Origin of the sequence: Nesterenkonia xinjiangensis, from assembly GCF_013410745.1 — a bacterium.
GTDB lineage: Bacteria > Actinomycetota > Actinomycetes > Actinomycetales > Micrococcaceae > Nesterenkonia > Nesterenkonia xinjiangensis.
Map to the genome: position 1 here is coordinate 1,191,604 of NZ_JACCFY010000001.1, position 18,980 is coordinate 1,210,583.

21 protein-coding genes are annotated in these 18,980 nt (G+C 70.7%); 11 read left to right on the plus strand and 10 right to left on the minus strand.

All coding sequences use genetic code 11. The annotated features are described in order from the left end of the window. Positions 1-29 precede the first annotated feature (29 nt). Positions 30-3,098, plus strand: a complete 3,069-nt coding sequence (locus HNR09_RS05555) for an AfsR/SARP family transcriptional regulator (protein WP_179541135.1) — start codon at positions 30-32, stop codon at positions 3,096-3,098. Here the strand turns inward: HNR09_RS05555 and HNR09_RS05560 are convergent. Further along, complete coding sequence (locus tag HNR09_RS05560; protein ID WP_179541136.1) at positions 3,088-4,629, minus strand: MFS transporter; 1,542 nt, start codon at positions 4,627-4,629, stop codon at positions 3,088-3,090. The two genes, HNR09_RS05555 and HNR09_RS05560, sit on opposite strands and share 11 nt — an antisense overlap. Continuing rightward, positions 4,626-5,291 carry an NADPH-dependent FMN reductase gene (locus tag HNR09_RS05565; RefSeq protein ID WP_179541137.1) on the minus strand — a complete coding sequence of 222 codons (666 nt, stop codon included), beginning with the start codon at positions 5,289-5,291 and terminating at the stop codon, positions 4,626-4,628. The genes HNR09_RS05560 and HNR09_RS05565 overlap by 4 nt, the downstream gene beginning before the upstream one ends. Before the next feature lie 183 nt (positions 5,292-5,474). Between HNR09_RS05565 and HNR09_RS05570 the strand changes: the two genes are divergently transcribed. From HNR09_RS05570 to HNR09_RS05580, 3 genes are all read left to right on the plus strand, one after another. Next, positions 5,475-6,233, plus strand: coding sequence for a class I SAM-dependent DNA methyltransferase (locus HNR09_RS05570; protein ID WP_179541138.1), 759 nt, complete (start codon positions 5,475-5,477; stop codon positions 6,231-6,233). Between the two features lie 110 nt (positions 6,234-6,343). Further along, entirely contained in the window at positions 6,344-7,300 is a 957-nt protein-coding gene (locus HNR09_RS05575; protein ID WP_179541139.1) for an RNA polymerase sigma-70 factor, read from the plus strand. Between the two features lie 145 nt (positions 7,301-7,445). Then, positions 7,446-7,910, plus strand: a complete 465-nt coding sequence (locus HNR09_RS05580; RefSeq protein WP_179541140.1) for a DUF6069 family protein — start codon at positions 7,446-7,448, stop codon at positions 7,908-7,910. Here the strand turns inward: HNR09_RS05580 and HNR09_RS05585 are convergent. Next, positions 7,865-8,446 (minus strand): TetR/AcrR family transcriptional regulator, encoded by a 582-nt coding sequence (locus HNR09_RS05585; protein WP_179541141.1) that lies wholly within the window; start codon positions 8,444-8,446, stop codon positions 7,865-7,867. The two genes, HNR09_RS05580 and HNR09_RS05585, sit on opposite strands and share 46 nt — an antisense overlap. 102 nt (positions 8,447-8,548) lie before the next feature. Between HNR09_RS05585 and HNR09_RS05590 the strand changes: the two genes are divergently transcribed. Together HNR09_RS05590 and HNR09_RS05595 are read left to right on the plus strand one after the other, a co-directional pair. Continuing rightward, positions 8,549-8,959: a hypothetical protein gene (locus tag HNR09_RS05590; RefSeq protein WP_179541142.1), complete on the plus strand. Its 411-nt coding sequence runs from the start codon at positions 8,549-8,551 to the stop codon at positions 8,957-8,959. An 84-nt stretch (positions 8,960-9,043) separates the two neighbouring features. Further along, complete coding sequence (locus HNR09_RS05595; RefSeq protein WP_179541143.1) at positions 9,044-9,778, plus strand: PIG-L deacetylase family protein; 735 nt, start codon at positions 9,044-9,046, stop codon at positions 9,776-9,778. Here the strand turns inward: HNR09_RS05595 and HNR09_RS05600 are convergent. Together HNR09_RS05600 and HNR09_RS16335 are read right to left on the minus strand one after the other, a co-directional pair. Next, the gene (locus tag HNR09_RS05600) at positions 9,738-10,319 is read right to left on the minus strand and encodes a hypothetical protein (protein WP_179541144.1); all 582 of its coding nucleotides are present in this window, start codon (positions 10,317-10,319) and stop codon (positions 9,738-9,740) included. The genes HNR09_RS05595 and HNR09_RS05600 overlap by 41 nt on opposite strands. Next, positions 10,316-10,447, minus strand: coding sequence for a hypothetical protein (locus HNR09_RS16335; RefSeq protein WP_281366340.1), 132 nt, complete (start codon positions 10,445-10,447; stop codon positions 10,316-10,318). The genes HNR09_RS05600 and HNR09_RS16335 overlap by 4 nt, the downstream gene beginning before the upstream one ends. Before the next feature lie 78 nt (positions 10,448-10,525). Here HNR09_RS16335 and HNR09_RS05605 point away from each other — a divergent pair, with 78 nt between their 5' ends. The 3 genes from HNR09_RS05605 to HNR09_RS05615 all read left to right on the plus strand — a co-directional run bounded on the left by HNR09_RS05605 (position 10,526) and on the right by HNR09_RS05615 (position 12,669). Beyond that, positions 10,526-11,116, plus strand: coding sequence for a TetR/AcrR family transcriptional regulator (locus HNR09_RS05605; RefSeq protein WP_179541145.1), 591 nt, complete (start codon positions 10,526-10,528; stop codon positions 11,114-11,116). Between the two features lie 57 nt (positions 11,117-11,173). Continuing rightward, the gene (locus HNR09_RS05610; RefSeq protein WP_179541146.1) at positions 11,174-11,896 is read left to right on the plus strand and encodes an aminoglycoside 3'-phosphotransferase; all 723 of its coding nucleotides are present in this window, start codon (positions 11,174-11,176) and stop codon (positions 11,894-11,896) included. Between the two features lie 89 nt (positions 11,897-11,985). Then, a complete protein-coding gene (locus HNR09_RS05615) occupies positions 11,986-12,669 on the plus strand; it encodes a YqeB family protein (RefSeq protein WP_179541147.1) in 684 nt (227 codons plus the stop codon). A gap of 46 nt (positions 12,670-12,715) precedes the next feature. Here HNR09_RS05615 and HNR09_RS05620 read toward each other — a convergent pair whose 3' ends face one another. After that, a complete protein-coding gene (locus tag HNR09_RS05620; protein ID WP_179541148.1) occupies positions 12,716-13,066 on the minus strand; it encodes a winged helix-turn-helix transcriptional regulator in 351 nt (116 codons plus the stop codon). Between the two features lie 88 nt (positions 13,067-13,154). On the opposite strand from HNR09_RS05620, the gene HNR09_RS05625 reads away from it, so the two are divergent. Both HNR09_RS05625 and HNR09_RS05630 read left to right on the plus strand, forming a co-directional pair. After that, positions 13,155-13,964, plus strand: coding sequence for an NAD(P)H-dependent oxidoreductase (locus tag HNR09_RS05625; protein WP_179541149.1), 810 nt, complete (start codon positions 13,155-13,157; stop codon positions 13,962-13,964). A gap of 63 nt (positions 13,965-14,027) precedes the next feature. Next, positions 14,028-14,729: a 2'-5' RNA ligase family protein gene (locus tag HNR09_RS05630; protein ID WP_179541150.1), complete on the plus strand. Its 702-nt coding sequence runs from the start codon at positions 14,028-14,030 to the stop codon at positions 14,727-14,729. Here HNR09_RS05630 and HNR09_RS05635 read toward each other — a convergent pair. The 4 genes from HNR09_RS05635 to HNR09_RS05650 form a co-directional block, all read right to left on the minus strand. Then, on the minus strand, positions 14,719-15,165 hold the full coding sequence (locus HNR09_RS05635; RefSeq protein ID WP_179541151.1) for a type II secretion system F family protein: 447 nt from the start codon (positions 15,163-15,165) through the stop codon (positions 14,719-14,721). The genes HNR09_RS05630 and HNR09_RS05635 overlap by 11 nt on opposite strands. Positions 15,166-15,433: 268 nt before the next feature. Beyond that, positions 15,434-16,507, minus strand: a complete 1,074-nt coding sequence (locus HNR09_RS05640) for a type II secretion system F family protein (RefSeq protein WP_179541152.1) — start codon at positions 16,505-16,507, stop codon at positions 15,434-15,436. Beyond that, positions 16,504-17,727: a TadA family conjugal transfer-associated ATPase gene (locus tag HNR09_RS05645; protein WP_179541153.1), complete on the minus strand. Its 1,224-nt coding sequence runs from the start codon at positions 17,725-17,727 to the stop codon at positions 16,504-16,506. Before HNR09_RS05645 ends, HNR09_RS05640 begins: the two co-directional genes overlap by 4 nt. Next, complete coding sequence (locus HNR09_RS05650) at positions 17,720-18,901, minus strand: CpaE-like family protein (RefSeq protein ID WP_179541154.1); 1,182 nt, start codon at positions 18,899-18,901, stop codon at positions 17,720-17,722. The genes HNR09_RS05645 and HNR09_RS05650 overlap by 8 nt, the downstream gene beginning before the upstream one ends. Between the last annotated feature and the right edge of the window lie 79 nt (positions 18,902-18,980).

Consider the following 18,980-nt stretch of genomic DNA (forward strand, 5'->3'; position numbering starts at 1 on the left):
CGACAGTGCACGCGCATAGAATGTCGACCATGAGGATAGAGGTCCTGGGCCCCATCGGGCTGCGGGCCTCCACGGGGGAGACGGTGGAGGTCCCCGAACGCAAGGTCCGTGCGCTGCTGGCCGCGCTCACCGCCGACCTCGGAGACGCCGTCCCCTCCGACACCCTCATCGAGCGCGTGTGGGGCGCCGACCTCCCCGCCCACCCGATTCGGGTGCTGCAGGCAAAGCTCTCGCAGCTGCGCTCCGTCCTGGATACAGCGCATCCCGGCGGACGAGCTCTGCTGAGCAGCGGCCCCGGAGGCCACCGGCTCGCCACCTGCCTCGATCGGACGCCCCACGTCGAGCCCTCCCGGCACGGGCCAGGGACCGACGCTCCCGACCAGGAGGAAGCACCTCCGGAGAGCTCTGAGATCCGGCTCGAGGTCGACGCTGAACACCTCCGCACTCTACTCTCGGCGGCCCGCGACCATGACGATCCGGCGGAGAGGGCTCCACTGCTCCGTGAAGCACTGGGCCTCTGGCGCGGTGAGCCCTACGCCGAGCTTCGTGACGCAGCATGGCTCGCCCCGACCATCCAGCAGCTGCGAGAGCTGCGCCTGGATGCCACGGAGATGCTCGGCGCCGTCCTCCTGGACCGGCACGAACCGCAGCAGGCCTCAGAGGTGCTGCTGCCGGCGTTCGCCCAGAACCCGCTGCGGGCCGAGCTCTGCCGACTGCTGATGCTGGCCCTGCATCGAGCACGCCGCCAGCCCGATGCGCTTGGGGTGTTCTCACGGCACCACCGGCACCTGGTGGAGGAGCTCGGAGCCGACCCCGATCAGGACACGGCCGCCCTCCACATCCGGATCCTCCAGCAGGACCCTTCCCTGCACAGCCCTGGCTCCGTGCAGGCAGGCTCAGCGTCCGACCTCCGCCCTTCTGACGCACCGACCGCTCACGCGCGGAGGGTCCTTCCGACCTTCGCCTCCAGCTTCCTGGGCCGCTCTCAGGAGCTGCGTGAGGTGGACCGTCGGCTCCAGCAGGGACCGCTGACCACGATCCTGGGCGTCGGCGGAGTGGGCAAGACCCGCCTGGCGGTCCGGGCCGCCGAGAGATTCATCGAGCACTCCGGCCACCCAGCACGATTCATCGACCTCACCAGCCTCGACCCCGAACCCCCAGCCATGGAGGAACCACCGGGAGATCCGGCCCTCGGCGACAACCGGGTCGCCCGCGCCATCGCCGAGGGCATGGGGCTCACCGTGCCCCGCCGCGAGGCTCCGGGCCTGCTGTCCCAGCTCGTGACGGCTCTCCAGGCGAGTCCAGGACTCCTGGTGCTGGACAACTGCGAGCACGTCGTGGGCCAGACCGCAGCCGTCGCCGAGGCGCTGCTGGCCGACGGTGCCTCGCTGCGCATCCTCGCCACCAGTCGCGAGCCCCTCGGCCTGCCCGGCGAACAGCGCATCCCCCTCGACCCTCTGCCGATGGCCGGGACGGTGGAGAGCGCCGTCGAGTTCTTCCTCACCCGAGCCCGGGAGGTCAGACCGGACCTCCCGGACGATCCGGCGGTCAGAGCATCCGCCGCTGAGCTGTGCCGTCGCCTGGACGGGCTGCCGCTGGCCCTGGAGCTGGCCGCCGCGCAGACCGGGGCGCTGGACCTCGACACGCTGCTCGCACGGATCAACGACCGACTCGATCTGTTGCGCCGCCCCGGACGCGGTGCGCCCCGCCGCCAGCAGACCCTTCGCGGAATGCTGGACTGGAGCTGGTCCCTGCTCGACGAGCCCGAGCAGATCCTGCTGCGGCGCTTGGCGGTGCACCCGGTCTCCTGGACGTTGGAGACCATCGAATCGATCTGTGCCGATGCCCCAGGGGATCCGTTGCGCTGCGGACAGGTCATGCCGACACTGATCAGCCTGGTCGAACGCAGCCTGGTGGTCGCCGAGGACGGCGACCACGGGCGGCGGTACCATCTGCTGGAATCCGTCTCTGCCTACGCCGCGGAGAAGCTGCACGAATCCGGGGAACGTGAGCACCTCGCCCTGATCCACCTGCGGCATTGGCGGGACGAAGTCGCCTGCGCCCAGGAGCACCTCTTCTCCGCCCACGCCAGAGACTGGGTGGTGCGCCTGCAGCAGGAGCGGACCCACATCATCCACGCCTTCGACGAGGCCGTGGAACAGGAGCGGGGTGACGACGCCGTCGGACTGGCCAATTCCTGGTTCTGGCATCGATGGATGACCGGCGCCGTCGTCGGACTGGGCGCGGAGCTGCGACGTGCCACGGACTGTCCCGGCCCGCGGGACGCCGCCCATGCCCAGGTGCAGCTCCTCGCGGAGATCACCGACGCTCGACGACCGGACCTCCATGGACGCATCCTGCGCGCCCTGGACGAGTTCTGCTCGCTGGAGGGCGGCGGTCCGCCCTTCCAACCCGCGGCCGAGGTTCGCCTGGCCCGCATGCAGGTCCAGTGGTTCGCCGCCACAGCGTTCCTGGCCTCCCGAAAGCGCCGGCCGCTGGGACGTCGACTGGCTGATGAGGCCGTAGAGCATCTGGTCGACGCTGGGGACCTCCGCGGCGCGGCCTTCGCCTCGACCCAGCGCGACTGGTTCCTCCTCGACGCCGGGGAGGCCGCCGTCGGGATGCCTGGACACCACGACGCGGAGCAGATCCTCCGCGCCCACGGAGATGCCTACGGACTCATCCAGATCCTCGGCATGAAGCACCTCCAGGCTGAGCGCGACGACGACCGAGGCGCCTCCGCCGCCGCTGCCCAGGAAGCCGCCGCACTGGCCCGAGAGCTCGGAGCCCTCGGCGAGGAGTCCTACTGGGAGACCGTGCGCGGCCTCCATGCACTCACCGACGCTGATCCGTCCGCCGCCCGAGCGCATCTGCAGCGAGCCCAGATGCTGAGCCTGCACTGCGGCTTCGGAGCCGAGGCCGCCTTCGCCGAACTCGCACTGGCCGAGCTCGCCGATCACGAGGGCGACGCCGCACAGGCTGCCCGGCACCGCTCCAAGGTCTCCTCACGGGCCCCCGAGAGGTGGGTCCGCCGGGTGTTGGAGGCGACGACGCCGGACGTCCGACCCTCAGACCGGCAGCGCCCTCTCAGCCCTTGAACCGGCGGCCGAACACCACGATGCCCACGGCCGTGAGCAGGACCACCAGGGAGAAGACCAGGTATCCGGCCTGAGTCGCCGCGGTGAGGCCGGCGTCGGCTGCATGGAGCAGAGCGTCAGCATCGGAGGCCTCCAATCCCACGGCCGCCGCCGGGGCCGCGCCGAAGCTCTCCCCGGCGGCGTCGACGACCTCAGGGTCCAGACCCCCCGGGGCCGCGCTCCCCAGCACGGTGCGATGGATCATCAGAGCACCGGCACCCATCAGCGCGATCGACGCGGCGCCCCCCAGGCTCGCCGCGACGTCCTGCAGCGCCGTGGCGGGCCCGGTCTTCTCCACCGGGGCGGCCCCGATGAGCCGCTGGGAGAGCAGCGTGATGTACGGGGCGACCATGAGCATCGTCACCGCCAGCAGCGCGGCGAGTTCGATCACTCCGCTCTCAGGCAGGCGCAGGGCCAGCACCAGCCCCGCAGCTCCGGCGATCCCGAGCAGCAGCCCGCCTGTCGCCCGACCGCCACGGGCGACCAGCGGCGCGGCCGCGGTGCCCACTGTGGCTGCGATCGCCGGAGCCAGCAGCACCAACCCGGCCTCCCAGGGGCTCAGTCCACGTACCATCTGGAGGTGCTGCGCCATGAGCATGTCGACGAACGTCGTGCCCAGCATCAGGAGGAAGAGCACCACCAGGAGCACGGAGAACACCCGGCTCCGGAACAGGGCGAGATCCAGCAACGGATGAGCCGTGCGTGCCTGGCGCCGCAGGAACACCAGCGTCAGGAGCGTCCCCAGCACCGTCGAGAGCACGGCGATCATGTCGGGACCGGATGCGGCGATCTCCTGCATCCCGTAGACCAGGGCGAGGATCGCCGCCACGGAGAGCAGCACGCTGGCCAGGTCGATGCGGACCGTTGCGTCCGCGTGGTTGCGGGGAAGCAGCAGCGGTCCGCCCAGCAGCAGGACCGCGGCGATGGGCACGTTGATGAGGAACACCGCACCCCACCAGAAGTGCTCCAGGATGAAGCCGCCCAACGGCGGGCCCGCGGCCATGCCTCCGGTGAACGCCGCCATGAACAGGGCGAAGGCGATCCCGTACTGCCGCTCATCCTGGAAGGTGGTCCGAATCATCACCAGCCCTGCAGGCGTGAACGCGGCGGCTCCGACGCCGAGCACGGCCCGGGCGAGGATGAGCATCTCCGCATCGGCCGCGAAGGCCGCCGTCAGCGACGCGAGACCGTAGGCGGCCACCGCCCACAGCAGGAGCCGTCGAGCACCGATCCGCCGGGTCAGCAGCCCGAAGGTGATCATGGTGGCCGCCGTGAGGAACTCCCCGATATGCAGGATCCACAGCGACTGGGAACCCGTGGGAGCAAGATCAGCACTGATCGCCGGCATCGCCAGGTACAGAGCGGTGACGTCGGTGGCGAGCATGAACAGCGGAACCACCATGATCGTGAGCCCGAGCCACTGCCGCACTGTGGCCTTCGGCGCCCGAGCCCCGCCTCCGGTGTGGCGTTCCCCCGTGACCGCGGTGCTCATTCGGCGATCCCCGCCGGGTACTCGCGCCGGGCCCGAGACTCCTTCAGAGAGAGCGCCCACCAGGTCAGCTGATCGAGCATCTTGTGCGCCCACCGACCCATCCGTTCGGCGTCGACGGCGCGCCCATCGTGGTCGAAGCGCTCCCAGAACCTCTGGAGCACGACCGCGTCACGCAGCGGGACCGCGTTGAACTCCACGAAGACGCCACGCAGGTGCTCGATGGGAGGGAAAGCCCCGAAGTGGCCGCCATAGGCGACGAAGCCGACCGGCTTCAGGCTCCACTCGGAGTAGAACCAGTCGATGGCTGTCTTGAGCACCGACGCGTAGCTACGGTTGTAGGTCGGCGTCACCACGACGAAGGCGTCGGCGCGCACCAGCCGACGTCCCAAGGCTGCGACGTCCTCGGGAAGCGCCGCATCCGGATCATTCCCTCCAAGTCCCGGCGGCAGATCGAACCCGGCCAGGTCGACGAGGTCGACGTCGAACCCGGCGTGCTTCTCCGCCTCCCGGGCGAACCAGGAGGCGGGGGTGGGCCCGAACCGGTCCGGGCGGGTGCTGCCGATGATGACGACCAGCCGCGGCCGCTCCTCGACGGTCTCGACGGCGTCGACGGTGCCACCAGGAGCGGCCTGAGGGCCTGTGGTCTCAGTGCTCGCAGTCATGGGATCCTCCTTCTCGGTGTGGATGGGTGAGGCCGCACGTGGTGTCGTGCGGCTCATCTGCGAGCGTGACGGACACCCGCTCCGAGAGTGCTCCGGTGATGCTCCGTGGATGCTCCGGCGGCGTCGAATCCCAGGCCTTCCGCCCCGTGCGACCGTCCAGTACCCTGCTGACCAGGAGGTTCCATGAACCATGCAGAGACCGACCGCCGGCCCAGCAGTCAGGTGTGGAGCGAAGCCACGGCCAGCCGGTACGACGACACGCTCGGCTGGATGGGCACCTCGGAGGCGGTGGAGCCTGTGGTGGACGCCTTGGCGAGACTCGCCGGGAGCGGGCGAGCCTTGGAGTTCGCCGTGGGCACCGGCCGGATCGCGGTGCCCCTCGCGGCCCGAGGCGTGCCGGTGGAGGGCATTGAGCTCTCGGCCCCTATGGTCGAGAAGCTGCGCACCAAGGCCGACGCCGGGACCGTGCCCGTGACACTCGGGGACATGGCCACGACGCGGGTGCCCGGGGAGTTCTCGCTGGTCTACTTGGTCTACAACACGATTTCGAACCTGTTGACGCAGCAGGAGCAGGTGGAGTGCTTCCGCAATGCGGCCCGGCATCTCATCCCGGGTGGTCGCTTCGTAATCGAGCTCGGGGTCCCGCCGCTGCGCCGCCTGCCGCCGGGCCAGCTGGCATGCCCCTTCGAGGTGACCGAGGAGCATCTGGGCTTCGACGTCGTCGACCCGGTCACGCAGCGGCTGACATCGCACCACCACTGGCCTGCCCGCGGTGTGCACGGGCAGAGCGAACATCGCTACATCTGGCCGGCTGAATGCGATCTGATGGCTCAGATGGCAGGACTCGCACCCGAGCACCGGGCCGCGGACTGGCACGGTTCCGAGTTCACCGCCGAGTCGGACTCGCATGTCTCCGTGTGGCGCCGACCGGCACCGAGCTGAACGGGGCACCTCACGCTCCCGCCCGTCACATGGTGGGCCCAGCTGCTGAGGCGGTGGACCTGTTCTCCCCTGCACGGCACGGGCTACCGTACCCCCGAAAGGGGTGCCCGATGACCGACCGTGAGCAGCGGACCGAGGAGTTCATCGAGCTGCGCCCTCTGCTGTTCTCCATCGCCTATCGGATCCTGGGCAGCGCCGCGGAGGCGGAGGACGTCGTGCAGGAGGCATGGCTTCGCTATGCGAGCGCCGACGCCGTCGTCGAAGCGCCTCGAGCATTCCTCACCACGGTGGTCACCCGGCTGGCCGTGGACGTGCTGCGTTCAGCCCGGGCGCGTCGGGAGCAGTATGTGGGGCAGTGGCTTCCGGAGCCGATCCTCACGGATGACCCTGACGGCCCCGAGGCCCGGGCCGAACTCACCGAGTCCATCTCCATGGCGTCGCTGCTGCTTCTGGAGAGGCTCACTCCGCTGGAGCGTGCGGTGTTCGTGCTGCGTGAGGTCTTCGACGTCGACTACGCCGAGATCGCCGAGGCCGTGGAGCGTTCCGAGGACGCCTGCCGACAGCTCGCGAGCCGCGCTCGGCGTCACATGGCCCGGCAGCGTCCGCGGTTCGACGCCGACCAGCACGATCGTCAGGCGCTGACCGAGAGGTTCATGGCCGCCTTCCGGGAGGGCGACGTGGAGGGGCTGCGGAGGCTGCTCGCCGCCGAGGTGACCATGGTCGGCGACGGCGGGGGGAAGGCTCCGTCGTTGCCCCGCCCGGTCGCCGGTCGGGAGAAGGTCGCGAGCCTGTTGGCTTCGGTCGGCCCGCCGATGGTCTCCATCGGGGTGACGCTGCAGCTGCGCGAGGTCAACGGGGCGCCGGGCCTGATCACCCGCGCCGAGGAGGGAACGATCGTCAATGTGGTGGTAATCGAGGTCGTCGACGGACACATCCAGACCATCCGGTCCATCAGCAATCCCGACAAGCTGAGGCATCTGGGCGCGGTCAGCGACATCTGGCGGCTGAAGGACGAATTCCAGAAGGCCCGCCGCGCCGCGCGTGAGGAGAGCGACACGTCCACCTGATCCTGCGGGCCCCGTCGGTTCAGGTGCCCGGATGTCCTGATGTCCTGATGTCACAGATGAGGTCATGTCACAGACCAGGTCCTCCTCTCGTCCTCAGAGGTGACAGGCGGCAGTCTCCCCGCCGCACCGCATCTGGGAGGACATCATGAAGACCACCGCTGACCGCAGCCTCAAGACCTCGCCCCGCTCTCTGCTGAGGGAAGGAACCCTCCTCGTGCTGGCCGCGACCCTGCTGAACCTCGGTCTCTACGCCGCCGCCCGGGGACTCGGGGCGACCATGCTGCTGGACCCGCCGGCTCAGGAGCCGAATCATCTCATCGTCTGGTTCGACGTGGCGTGGAAGACCGCCCTGCCGCTGATGCTGGGAGTCGCCGTCCTCGGACTGGTGCGCCGCTCACACTTCGGGCTGACAGCTCTGCTGATCGCCGTGCTGGTGATCTTCGTGCCGACCAGCGTCGTGCCGGCGGTGGTCGCCCATGACGCGATCACCAGCACCACGCTGCTGCTGTTCCATCTGCTGCCCACCGCGGGATTCGCCGTCCTGGCCCTGCGCGTCCGGCAGACTCAGCCCGAGACCATGCCCCGGGCGGAGCGGAGCGTCTCCACATAGTCACGGTGCCTGGCCGCGTCGTCACCGGGGATCAGGCCGTTGAGCTCAAGGCTGACCAGGCCGTGGGCCAGCGCCCAGATCCGCAGGGCGGCCTGCTCGGCGGAGCCTCGATCATCTGGAACGCCCAGCGCCCTGGCGACGGCGGCCCGCAGCACGAGGAAGGTCGGCGAGACCGGGGTGGCGGGACGGTCGAACGTCTCGTCCAGAGCATCGAACATGATGCGGTAGAAGTGCGGATCGGCCAGGGCGAACTCCCGGTAGGCGACCCCCAGGGCGAGCAGGTCTGCACCGGGGTCCGCAGTGTGGGAGACGTCGGCCAGCGCATCGCCGAATCGACGGAACCCTTCCTCCACCACAGCCTGGATGAGTGCGTTCCGGCCACCGAAGAGGGAGTAGACGGCGGCGGTGGTGGTCTGCGCGCTGCCGGCGACCCCTCGCAGAGAGAGTCCCTGCGGTCCGGAGGAGGCGATGACGTGGGAGGCCTCCTCCAGCAGTCGAGTCCTCAGCGACTCGTCATGGGTTCGGGGGCGGGCCATGGGGAGGAGTCTACTCTTGACACGAGGTTTTCTCACACCGTTATATAACAGTGTCACAGAACGTCGCCGTCGCCCATGGGTGCACCATGAATGGAGTCGACCATGCTCGACCTCTCCCCCGCCGCGCAGACCACCGCAGGCATCGTCATGCTCGCTGCGATCACCGTGGCCTTCGGTGGACACTTCCTCACCAAGGTGGTCCGGGGCCACGTTCCCGCCACGGATTTCCAGGTCTCCTTCTTCCGCGCTGGCCATGCACACGCCGGCGTCCTGATCATCCTGGGGCTGATCTGCGTACTGTTCGCCGAGACCACGAGCCTGCCCGGGGGCTGGCAGTGGCTCGCCCGGTCCGGGGTGCTCGTGGCGGCCATCCTCATGCCCGCCGGCTTCTTCCTCTCAGCTGCCGGGGCGGGGCGCACTGAGCCGAACCGACTGATCGTCCTGCTGTGGGTCGGCGCCACATTCCTGGTGGCCGGGCTCGCCACGCTCGGCATAGGGCTGCTGATCAGCTGACCCCACGGGCTGCGCCGCCGAGTGCCGCACCAGCACCGGACCGTGACCGGTGACCCGAGCCCCGCCGCTGACTACGCTGGGCCCATGGACACCACCTTGCCGCTCTACGACGACGCCGGACTCTCCCGGGTGCTGTGCGTGGTCGCACACCCCGATGACCTCGAATACGGGGCCTCCGCCGCCGTCGCCCGCTGGACCGCCCGAGGAGCCAAGGTCTCCTACCTGCTGCTGACCGCCGGCGAGGCAGGCATGCGGTCCCGCGATCCGGAGGAGGTCGCCGCACTGCGCAGCGCCGAGCAGCGGCGGGCCTGTGACATCGTCGGCGTCGAGGACCTGGTGATCCTCGATCTGCCCGACGGCATGCTGCAGGCAGACCTGGACACCCGACGCCTGATCGCCCGTCGGATCCGGCAGGTCCGCCCTGACGTCGTCGTCACCCAGCCGTGGGAGCTGAAGGTGGGGTGGGGGCTGAACCATGCGGACCACCGGGCCGCCGGCATCGCCGTCGTGGACGCTGTGCGCGACGCGGACAACCCCTGGGTGTTCCGCGAACTGCTCGAGCAGGAGCGGCTGGAGCCCTGGGGCGCGAAGGAGCTGATCGTCGTGGGCGCCGAACCCACTCACCTGGTGGACGTCACCGGGGAACCGCTGGAGAAGGGCATCGCCTCGCTGCAGGCCCACCAGGAGTACCTTGCGGAGCTGGGCGGGGACTTCGACGTGCGCGGGATGCTGGAGGGGTTCACCGCCGAGCTGGGAGCCTCCGCCGGCGTCGACGGCATCACCCACGCTCTCGGGGTGGCCGTCCACCCGATGGACTGAGGCCTGCCTCTGGTGCCGGCGCCGCTTCCGGGAACCGGACCCTTCGACGAGCCATCAGAAGCTCCCCGATCAGCGGCGGGATCAGGAAGAAGATCGCACTCACTGCCCCGAAGGCCACCCAGACGAGCAGCCCCACGTCGGGGTCGAGGATCCCCCGCGCGCGCCCGTCCACCCAGACCAGCGTGGCGGCCAGGCAGCCCCCGGCGAGCGACCAGGCGGACAGCCTTCTTCCTTCGGCCGCGAGGACGAGGGCCACCAGCATAGGTGGAAGCGTCAGTCCGAACTCGTAGCCGCTGAGGATGTACGCCACATAGGAGCCCGCGCAGAGGAGCGCCGCCGCCCTCGGTGCACGGGACAGGCCGAGCAGCGGCAGACAGCCTGCACCCAGCAGCAGCCACACCCCGACGTCGGGCTCCCGCGTGGCTCCCCAGCCTTCACCGAGAGCCACCGGGGAGCCGGAGAGGCTGCCGAGGAACGCCCCGAGCTCGAGGAGGATCGCCACCGGGACGCCGACCCTGAGCAGCACCGACGCCCGTCTCACCAGATCACCGCCGTCACGACGGCGAGCAGACCCAGGGCGCCGGCGGCAAGATCGGGCACCGCGGAGCGGACCTTGCGCCGCGAGGCCGTGGCCAGCACGACGGCGGCCGTCAGGAGAAGGGCATTCATGAGCAGTCCACCTCAGCATGGGAAGCAACAGTGAGTGAGTATTCACTCACCTTGGGTGAGACCCAGTATGCTGATCCCATGAGGAGAAGTCCAGACCAGGGCCCCCGACCGTCGGCCCGGGAACGCATCCTCGATGCGGCCGCCGACGTCATGCGCACGGACGGGTTGGCACGGGCGACCACCAAACGGATCGCGGGCGCAGCCTCCTGCTCCGAGGCCCTGCTGTACAAGCACTTCCCCGAGAAGCAGGACATCTTCCTCGCCGTCCTGCAGGAGCGATCCCCACGCCTGCCTCCGCTGGGGGAGGCCGCGGGCGCAGGCGAGGTCCGCGACATCCTCACGGCGATCACCGCTCGGCTGATCGCCTTCTACGCCCTGAACTTTCCCATGGCCGCCGCCCTGTTCGGCGACCATGCCCTGCTGACCGCCCATCGCGCCGCGCTGGAGACACGCGGGGCCGGGCCCCAGGCGCCGTCGTCGTCGATCACCGCCCACCTCCAGGAGGAGATCGCCCGGGGCCGGGTCTCTGCCACCTGCGACGCTGACGCCACCGCTCGGCTCCTCACCGGAGCTGCACTGCACGAAGGCTTCCTCGCCGGCTACACGGGCACACCAGTCGACGATGCTGAGGGCCTCGCGGCGCGGCTCGTGGACTCGCTCGCCCTCTGACGCCGCAGGGGCCCTCGCTGCCGCACAGCGCCGCACCGGCTGTGGTGAGATGGAGCCATGACCGATGCCACCCCCGGCCTGGACGACCTGCCTGCCCCTGTGCGGCGGCTGATGGACGGAGCCACCGCGTCCCTCGTGTGGACCAACGAGCTCGGCGGGCGGACCTTCCGGCTGGAGGACGGAGGCCGGACCCGGTACCTGAAGTGGCAGCGGCGCGCCGGGCTGACGACGCGGCAGCTGGCCGACGTCGACCTGGTCGAGGAGGCACGCCGTCTCGGCTGGGCCGGCCGATTCCTCGACGTGCCGCAGGTGCTGGCCTGCGGATCCGAGGACGACGGCGCCTGGCTGCTCACGGACGGGATCGAGGCGGAGAACCCGTTGGCCCAGCGGTGGCGGACCGATCCTCTCCTCGCGGTGCCGGCGATCGCCCGCGGACTGCGACGACTCCACGACACGCTGCCTGTAGCCCGGTGTCCATTCACCTGCCGCTGGCTCGACGGGCGGCTTGCCGACTCCCCTGAGCCGGAGCGCCTCGTGGTCTGCCACGGTGATCCCTGCGTCCCGAACACCCTGCTCGACGACCACGGCGACGCCGTCGCCCACGTGGACCTGGGAGGACTCGGTGTGGCCGACCGATGGGCTGACCTGGCGATCGCGAGCATGAGCATCGGCTGGGACATCAACTTCGGCCCCGGCCACGAGGAGCTGTTCTTCCAGGCATACGGGGTGGAGCCGGACCGGGAGCGGATCAGCTTCTACCGGAGACTGTGGGAGGGCTGACCGCCCTCGGGAGACTGACGACACCTGGAGTCCGCGTCCCCGGTAGACGACAATCGTTCCACGAGACCCCACGCTGGAGGAGCACGACGATGCCCGACGCCCGTGTGACCGTAAGCCTCAGCTCCCGCCTCGGTCCCGCCTTCACCGTGGCGGGCGCCGCCCTGGGCGGGGTGGCGGCCATGCTGATCCGCCCGACCACCAGCTGGATGATGGATCGGTTGGACGGCTCGCCTGCTCCGCTGCGGCTGCTCGACCAGCTGCCGCTGTCCTGGTCGGTGCCGCTGCTGGCCGTGCTGGGGGCCGTCGCCGGGTTCCTGATCTACGCGGCGTGGAACCACGACGTCGGCACCGTGACCGTGGATGCCCAGACGGTGACGGTGGACCAGAAGACGGGCGCCGCCGTCTTCCGGCATGCAGAGATCTCCGACGCGTTCCTCGACAAGGATGACCTGGTCCTGCTGGCCCGAGATTCCCGCGAGCTCTCCCGCACACCCTCCGAGAACGGGCTCGCCTCCGAGCTGAAGGAGGCCTTCGGCATGTTCGGGCTGCCCTGGTCAGGGACCACGGACCCTCGGGACGTCGAGTTCCACCCCTGGGTGGATCGCAGCAGAGAGCTGGACGCCGAGCTGCACACGATGCTGCGGGAGCGCCGCCGCGCGCTCGCAGACGGCCGGAGCGGGGAGGCAGAGTCACTGCGCGACCAGTTGACCGCCCACGGCGTCATCGTGCGCGATCGGGACGGGGCCCAGCAGATCCGGATCCTGCCGGACTGAGCCACACCCGCGGCGGCGGAGCACAGCGGTCAGGCACAGTCGGGGATCAGACCACCGGTCCACGGTGACCGATGCTGTGCGCGAAGTCGGCGCCCCAGGCGTCCATGGCGGCCACGATCGGGTCCAGACTGCGCCCGAACGAGGTCAGGGAGTACTCGACCTTGGGAGGGACCTCGGCGTAGACCTCGCGGTGCACGACACCGTCCTCCTCGAGCTCACGCAGCTGACGGGTGAGCGTCTTGCGGTTCGCCTCCGGCACCCGTCGGCCCAGCTCGCCGAAGCGGAGCGGGCCATCGGACAGCTGCTTGACGAGGGTGAGCTTCCAGGTGCCGCCGAGGACCGAGACGGCGACCTCGACGGGACAGACCTCCATGGCTCGCCGGACGGGGAGTCGCATCGCATTCTCCAGTTCTCCTCGGGCCTGGCCCACAGGGACAAAAATCTCCGTACTATCGCTCCCTACCCTAGCGAAGCAGACTGGTCTCATGAAGACTTCCTGGGACTCACCGACCTCAGCCCCGGCCTCGCGCACCGTGCTGTGGGTGAGCGCCCACCCGGAGCCCGACTCGCTCAACGGGCGGCTGCGCCGCGATGGCATCGCCGCGCTTCACCGACAGGGCCACACGGTGGTCGAATCTGACCTGTACGCGATGGGCTGGGATCCGGTGATCCGCCCGGAGAACCTGGACCGGCGCGGTCGGGTCTCCCCCACCCGCGTCTCCGCCGCTGGGCGACGGGCGCAGCTGGAGGACGCCCAGCCGGATGATGTCGCCGCAGAACAGCTCAAGCTTCGCCGGGCAGATGCCGTCATCGTGCAGTTCCCGCTGTGGTGGTACGGCATGCCGGCGATCCTGAAGGGTTGGTTCGACCGGGTGTTCGTCTCCGGATTCGCCTTCGGCACGGATCCGCACACGGGGCGTCGGCTGCGCTTCGAGCAGGGGCCCTTCCGGGGTGCGCGGGCCCTGACCGTCATCACGCTGGGGGACCGACCGGCGTCGATCGGACCCCGTGGCAAGAGCGGCGAGCTCCACGAGCTGCTCTTCGGACTGCTCCACGGAACCTTCGCCTACACGGGGATGGAACCGCTGGTGCCGTGGGCCCTGCCGAGCGCGGACTTCACCGATGCGGACTCCCACGCACGGGCCCGGTGTTCGCTGCGCGACCGGCTCGTGCGTCTGTTCGACGAGGAGCCGCTGCGCTATCGGGAACAGTTCACCGGAGACTACACGGACCAGTGGGAGCTGCAGCCCGAGGTGCTTCCTGGGCAGACAGGGCTCTCGGTGCATCTGCGGTGATGCGGCCCGAGGTGGGTGCAGCCCGGGGTTCCCGTCCGGCCCGATCAGCGGCATGCTGATCACATGCGGCTGTTCGTGTCCCTGACTCCACCGGACCACGTGCTGAAGCACCTCGACGGCGCTCTGGACTCGGTCCGGACCATGACTTCCCCGGAGTCCGGCAAGGGCCCCCCGGCGCTGCGGTGGGTGCCCGATGAGCTGCGCCACATCACCCTGGCGTTCTATGGGGAGATGCCCGCGGGCACCGTCGACGAGCTGATCGCCGGTCTGACCCTGGAACTGGCCACGCATCCACCGTTGGACCTGCGGCTTCGCGGGGCCGGGGTGTTCTCCTCTCGCACCCTCTGGGCCGGGGTGCAGGACCAGGCTCCTTCGACCCACAGTCGCCGAAACGGCCCGCTGGTCGATCTCATGATCGCCTGCGAGCTGGCCGGCCGAACGGCCGGCTCGAGTCTGTCACGGCACGAGCGACGCCGCGCCCACCTCACCCTGGCCCGGGCACGGGGGCGTGTCGGAGCGGACCGCCGCCACCGCGGGGGAGCCCGGCATCGGGGAGAGCGGGGCCACCGAGGAGAAACGGGACATCATCGACCGGCCGCGCCGGGGGCCGCGGTGCAGCTGCGTCAGTTCGCCGAGGCACTCGCTGTCTACGAAGGCCCGGTGTGGACCGCCGGCGAGGCCCATCTGATGCGTTCCGAGCTCGGCGCCGGGCCGGGTGGCGGGCCGCAGCACCGGTCCTTGGCGGTTCTTCCACTCACAGGCTGAACACCTGCGGCAGCAGACCCAGCACCACGGGGATGACGCCGAGCAGGATGAACGCCGGCAGGAAACAGGCCCCCAGCGGCAGCACCATCTTGACCCCAAGCTCCTCGGCACGTCGCTCTGCCGCATGACGACGCCGACGGCGCAGCTGACGTGCGCCGACCTGCAGAAGCTCCGCCGTCGGTGCTCCGGTGGCATGGGCGAAGGACAGCTGAGCGCCGAGTTCGGCAAGCTCCCCCGACTGCCCCGCCCAGGCCTGCTCCCAGTCTGCCCCGGCGACCAGCGACCGATGCACCGCCGCCAGCGGTGCCGCGCCAGGAATAGTGCGGGCCAGCCTGTCCAGGGCCGCCTCGATGCCGACGCCGGCGGTGAGCAGGGCAGCCGTGAGATCCAGCAGCATCGCAGCATCAGCCTCCCCGGGGGCCTCCCCGGCATCCATTGCAGACGCCGTGCCCGCTCCGCGGGTCGGGCCAGGGGCGATGGTGGCTCCATGTCCGCGACCGTGACGGTGAACAGGGCCGCTGCCCGAGCCTCGCCGCCGGCGGCGGCCCTGCACCCGGTCGGTGTCTCGGTGCTCTGACCACGGCCGCCGGGGACGGACCACGAGCAGCGGCGATGCTCGGGGCACCAGCAGGAGGACGGCCACGGCGGCCAGCAGGATGCCTGCAGTCAGAGGGCCCAGTGTCCCCTGCACGTTCGTCGACCATTCACCCATCGCCGGCCACCGCCCGGATCATCCCTCGGCTCCACCACACGCCGGCCAGCATGAGCGCCGCGCCCGCGCTCAGGCAGAAGAGTCCAGCGGGTGAGCCGAACAGCACCCCGAGCACATCGGCGCCGATGAGCTGGCCGACGAGCAGCCCACCCACCGGCAGCGCGGCCAACACCACCTGGGTGAGGCGCGGTCCGGCCACTGCGGAGCTGATCGCGGCGGCGACCTCGCCGTCGTCGTCGAGGGTGGAGGCGAGTTCCTCGGCCAGTCTGGACAGCGGCGCCCCGGTGTCCTCTGAGAGCCGGAGCAGCCCGGCCAGCCGGCTGGCCACGCGCAGCAGCCGCGCATCGTCGCGCCGGGATCCTGCCGGGGACGCAGAGCCTGAGACAGACCCCGAGCCCCAGGGCCACGCAGCCAGGTGGTCGAGCGCAGGCCTGCGGGGAGCACCGGTCCGGTGGAGGCGCAGAGCGCCGGTCCACAACGCCCTCGGCCCGATGAACCGCCTGAGCGGGCCGGCGGCGTCGAGCCGTTCGCGCAGTTCCGCCGTGAACCGGTCCAGCCCGTCGGCGGCACCTCTCCCGGCCCGATCCGCAGCGGCGGCGCGGGCACACAGCTGTGCCAGAGGATGCTCCATCGGGAGGTGCTCCACAGCGCCTCGCCGGGGGTTGGCCACCGAGGCGCCCTGGCCCTGTGCGGCCCACTGGTGCGCCAGATCCGCCCAGACCTGGCCGGGGCCGCGTCCCGACTGCAGCAGCGCCGACAGCTGGCGGAGCAGCATCGCCGCATCCCGAGTCACCCCGGCACCACGACCGCCGTCGATTCCGAGCATCCGCAGGGCGCGCCGGCGCGCGCCCTCGCGGCGAGCGCGCGGCATGGGCAGGGCAGTCTCCCGCTGGTCCGCGCCGCCCCGGATCGGCCCGCCCCGGATCAGTCCGCCGACGGCCGGTTCCGAGGACGGGCCTGCGAAGCCCCGACGCTGGCCTCTCCGGGGAGATCCGGAGACCAGCAGCAGCATCGCCGCCACGCCGAGCACTCCGGCGGAGAGGACGAGCAGCGCCATGTGCGTCATGATCCGTCCCTCCACGTCTGGCAGGCCGATCCCCCGCGTTCCGCCTGCCCGCTGCGCTCGGTGATCCCGGCACGGACCTTCAGCTCCTCCCAGGCGGGGCCCTGGGGGCCCACGGCGTCGTCCACCAGTGCAGGTTCCATGTGCAGGCGCCCCTCCCGGTGCCGGACCACAGATGCCGCCACGGGCATGCGTCGACCACCCCGCCGCTCCACGTGGATGACCACGTCCAGGGCGGCGGCGGCCTGCAGAGCCACCGACTCCGGCGCCATGCCGCCGAGCGCCCCCATCGCCGCCAACCGGGCGGGCACCGCTTCCGGGGAATTGGCGTGCACGGTCCCCGCGGCCCCCTGGTGCCCGGTGTTCATCGCCGCCAGGAAGTCTCGCAGCTCGGCGCCCCGGCATTCCCCGACGATGAGTCGGTCCGGCCGCATCCGCAGGGTCTGCCGGACCAGCTCGCCCATCTCGATCCGGCCGGCGCCTTCGACGTTGCCGGCTCGGCCCTGCAGGTGCACCACGTGCGGGTGGTCCGGCAGCATCTCGGTGGTGTCCTCCACCACGATGATCCTCTCGCCCGAGGGACAGGTGCCCAGCATCGCGGCGAGCAGGCTGGTCTTGCCGGAGCCGGTCGCCCCGGAGATCAGCACGTTCATGCGTTTCTCCACGATCCCGCGGATCAGGGCCAGCCACTGGTCACGAGCCGCCCACTGGCGGGCCAGGTCCTCTAGCCCAGCCTGGGCGCCTCGGGCGACACGCACGGAGATCAGAGTTCCTTCCACCGCCACCGGGGGGACCACGGCATGGATGCGGCAGGGGCCCAGCCGTCCGTCGGCACAGGGGTGGCCTTCGTCCAGGCGTCCGCCGGAGAGCGAGATGAGCCTCCTGGCCAGGCCACGCGCCTGCTCCTCGGATTCCAGACGCACTCCGGTGTCGGTCAGCCCGCCGGTCCCGTCGATCCATATGCGCCGCCGCCCGTCCACCAGGACGTCGGTCACGTCAGGCTGATCCACGAATCGCTGCAGCGGCCCCAGTCCCACCAGTTCATCCCGCAGGGAGGTCACCAGTCGGCGCGTGGTCTCGGCCCCCAGCGCCCGCCCGGAGGTGCGTACCACCTCGGCGATGCGCGCCGCGGTAAGCGGTTCCGTGCCGGCGGTCAGCTCCTCGCGCAGCCGTGCCAGCACCTCGTCGACGTCGTCCCGGAGCACGCCGGGCCGCTCAGCCATCCCGCTCACCGTCGCTGACCAGCCCGGCCGCCTCGACCAATGCGCCGGCGAAGGCCGCACCGCGTCGGCTGCGGAGAAGCTCATAGGCCTCCGCAAGCTCCCCGCTGCGGCGCAGCCAGCGCTGCTCAGCCAACTCGGCCGCGACCCGAAGCCCCAGCCGACGACCCACCTCCTTCGGAGTGATCCCGCCACGCGAAGTCCCATTGACCACCACGGACCAGTCGACGTCGTGACCTTGCAGCGGAAGCTCACCCACCGCTGCCACACCCCGCGGAGACGGTTCCGTGACCAGCAGCCCTGCCTCAGGCGGGCCTCCCAAGACGTCCAGGACGCCGACTCGACGTCCGGCGTCGACCACGACAAGGTCCACGGCACGACGCGCGGCGACGACCACCGCCGAGACAGCGGTCGGCACCGCGTCGTCCTCGGCAGGTTCCCCGGTGATCAGCGAGATGCCGTCCACTTCGGCGAGCGCTCCTGTCAGCTGGGCGGCGGAGAGGGGCCCATCCATGCGATCCAGCTCCTGCCAGTCCAGGGCGGCCGCCGCGCCGACCAGCGTCCCGGTCCGGCGAGCCTGGTCCCGGAGGGCGCGAAGCCCACTGCCGGCGTCCGGGTCGGCGTCCAGCAGCAGGACCCTCAGCCCACGAGCAGCGGCCTCGGCGGCCGTCAGATAGGCCACCGTGGAAGCACCTGCTCCTCCCACGGCGCCGAGCACCGCAAGCACCCGTCCGGGGAGTCGGTCCATCACCAGGGAGGCGAGGTGATCGGTGAGCCACTGCTCCCCCTGCGGCATCGGCACGGGCCGCAGCTGGGGATGCCGAGCCGCCAGCTCCCACAGGTCAGGATGCCCGGCACGCACCTCGCCCGGACGGACCGGAGCATAGGCAGGCCCTGCCTCCGGCGCCTCGATCGAGACCAGCAGGACCTCGCCGCGCCACGTCTCCGGCGGAGGCGCATCCGGACCGCAGAGCACCGCCGCCCAGCTCTCGGCTGAGATGGGAGCCTCACTCCAGATGGAGCAGACGTGCAGACGCGCTCCGACGACGGCCGCCATCAGGGCGACATCGTCTCGGATGTCCTGCTGAGCGGTGACCAGCAGCAGCTCCGGATCCTCTGCCTCCGCGGGAAGCAGGGAGAGGGCGGACCGGCTGAGATCAGGGGGACGGGGCGGCATGGCTCAAGCCTCGTCGACCGAGACCACCCGGACCAGGGGGCCTGCGGCGCCTGTGGAGAGCCGGGTGTGTCGGAGGATC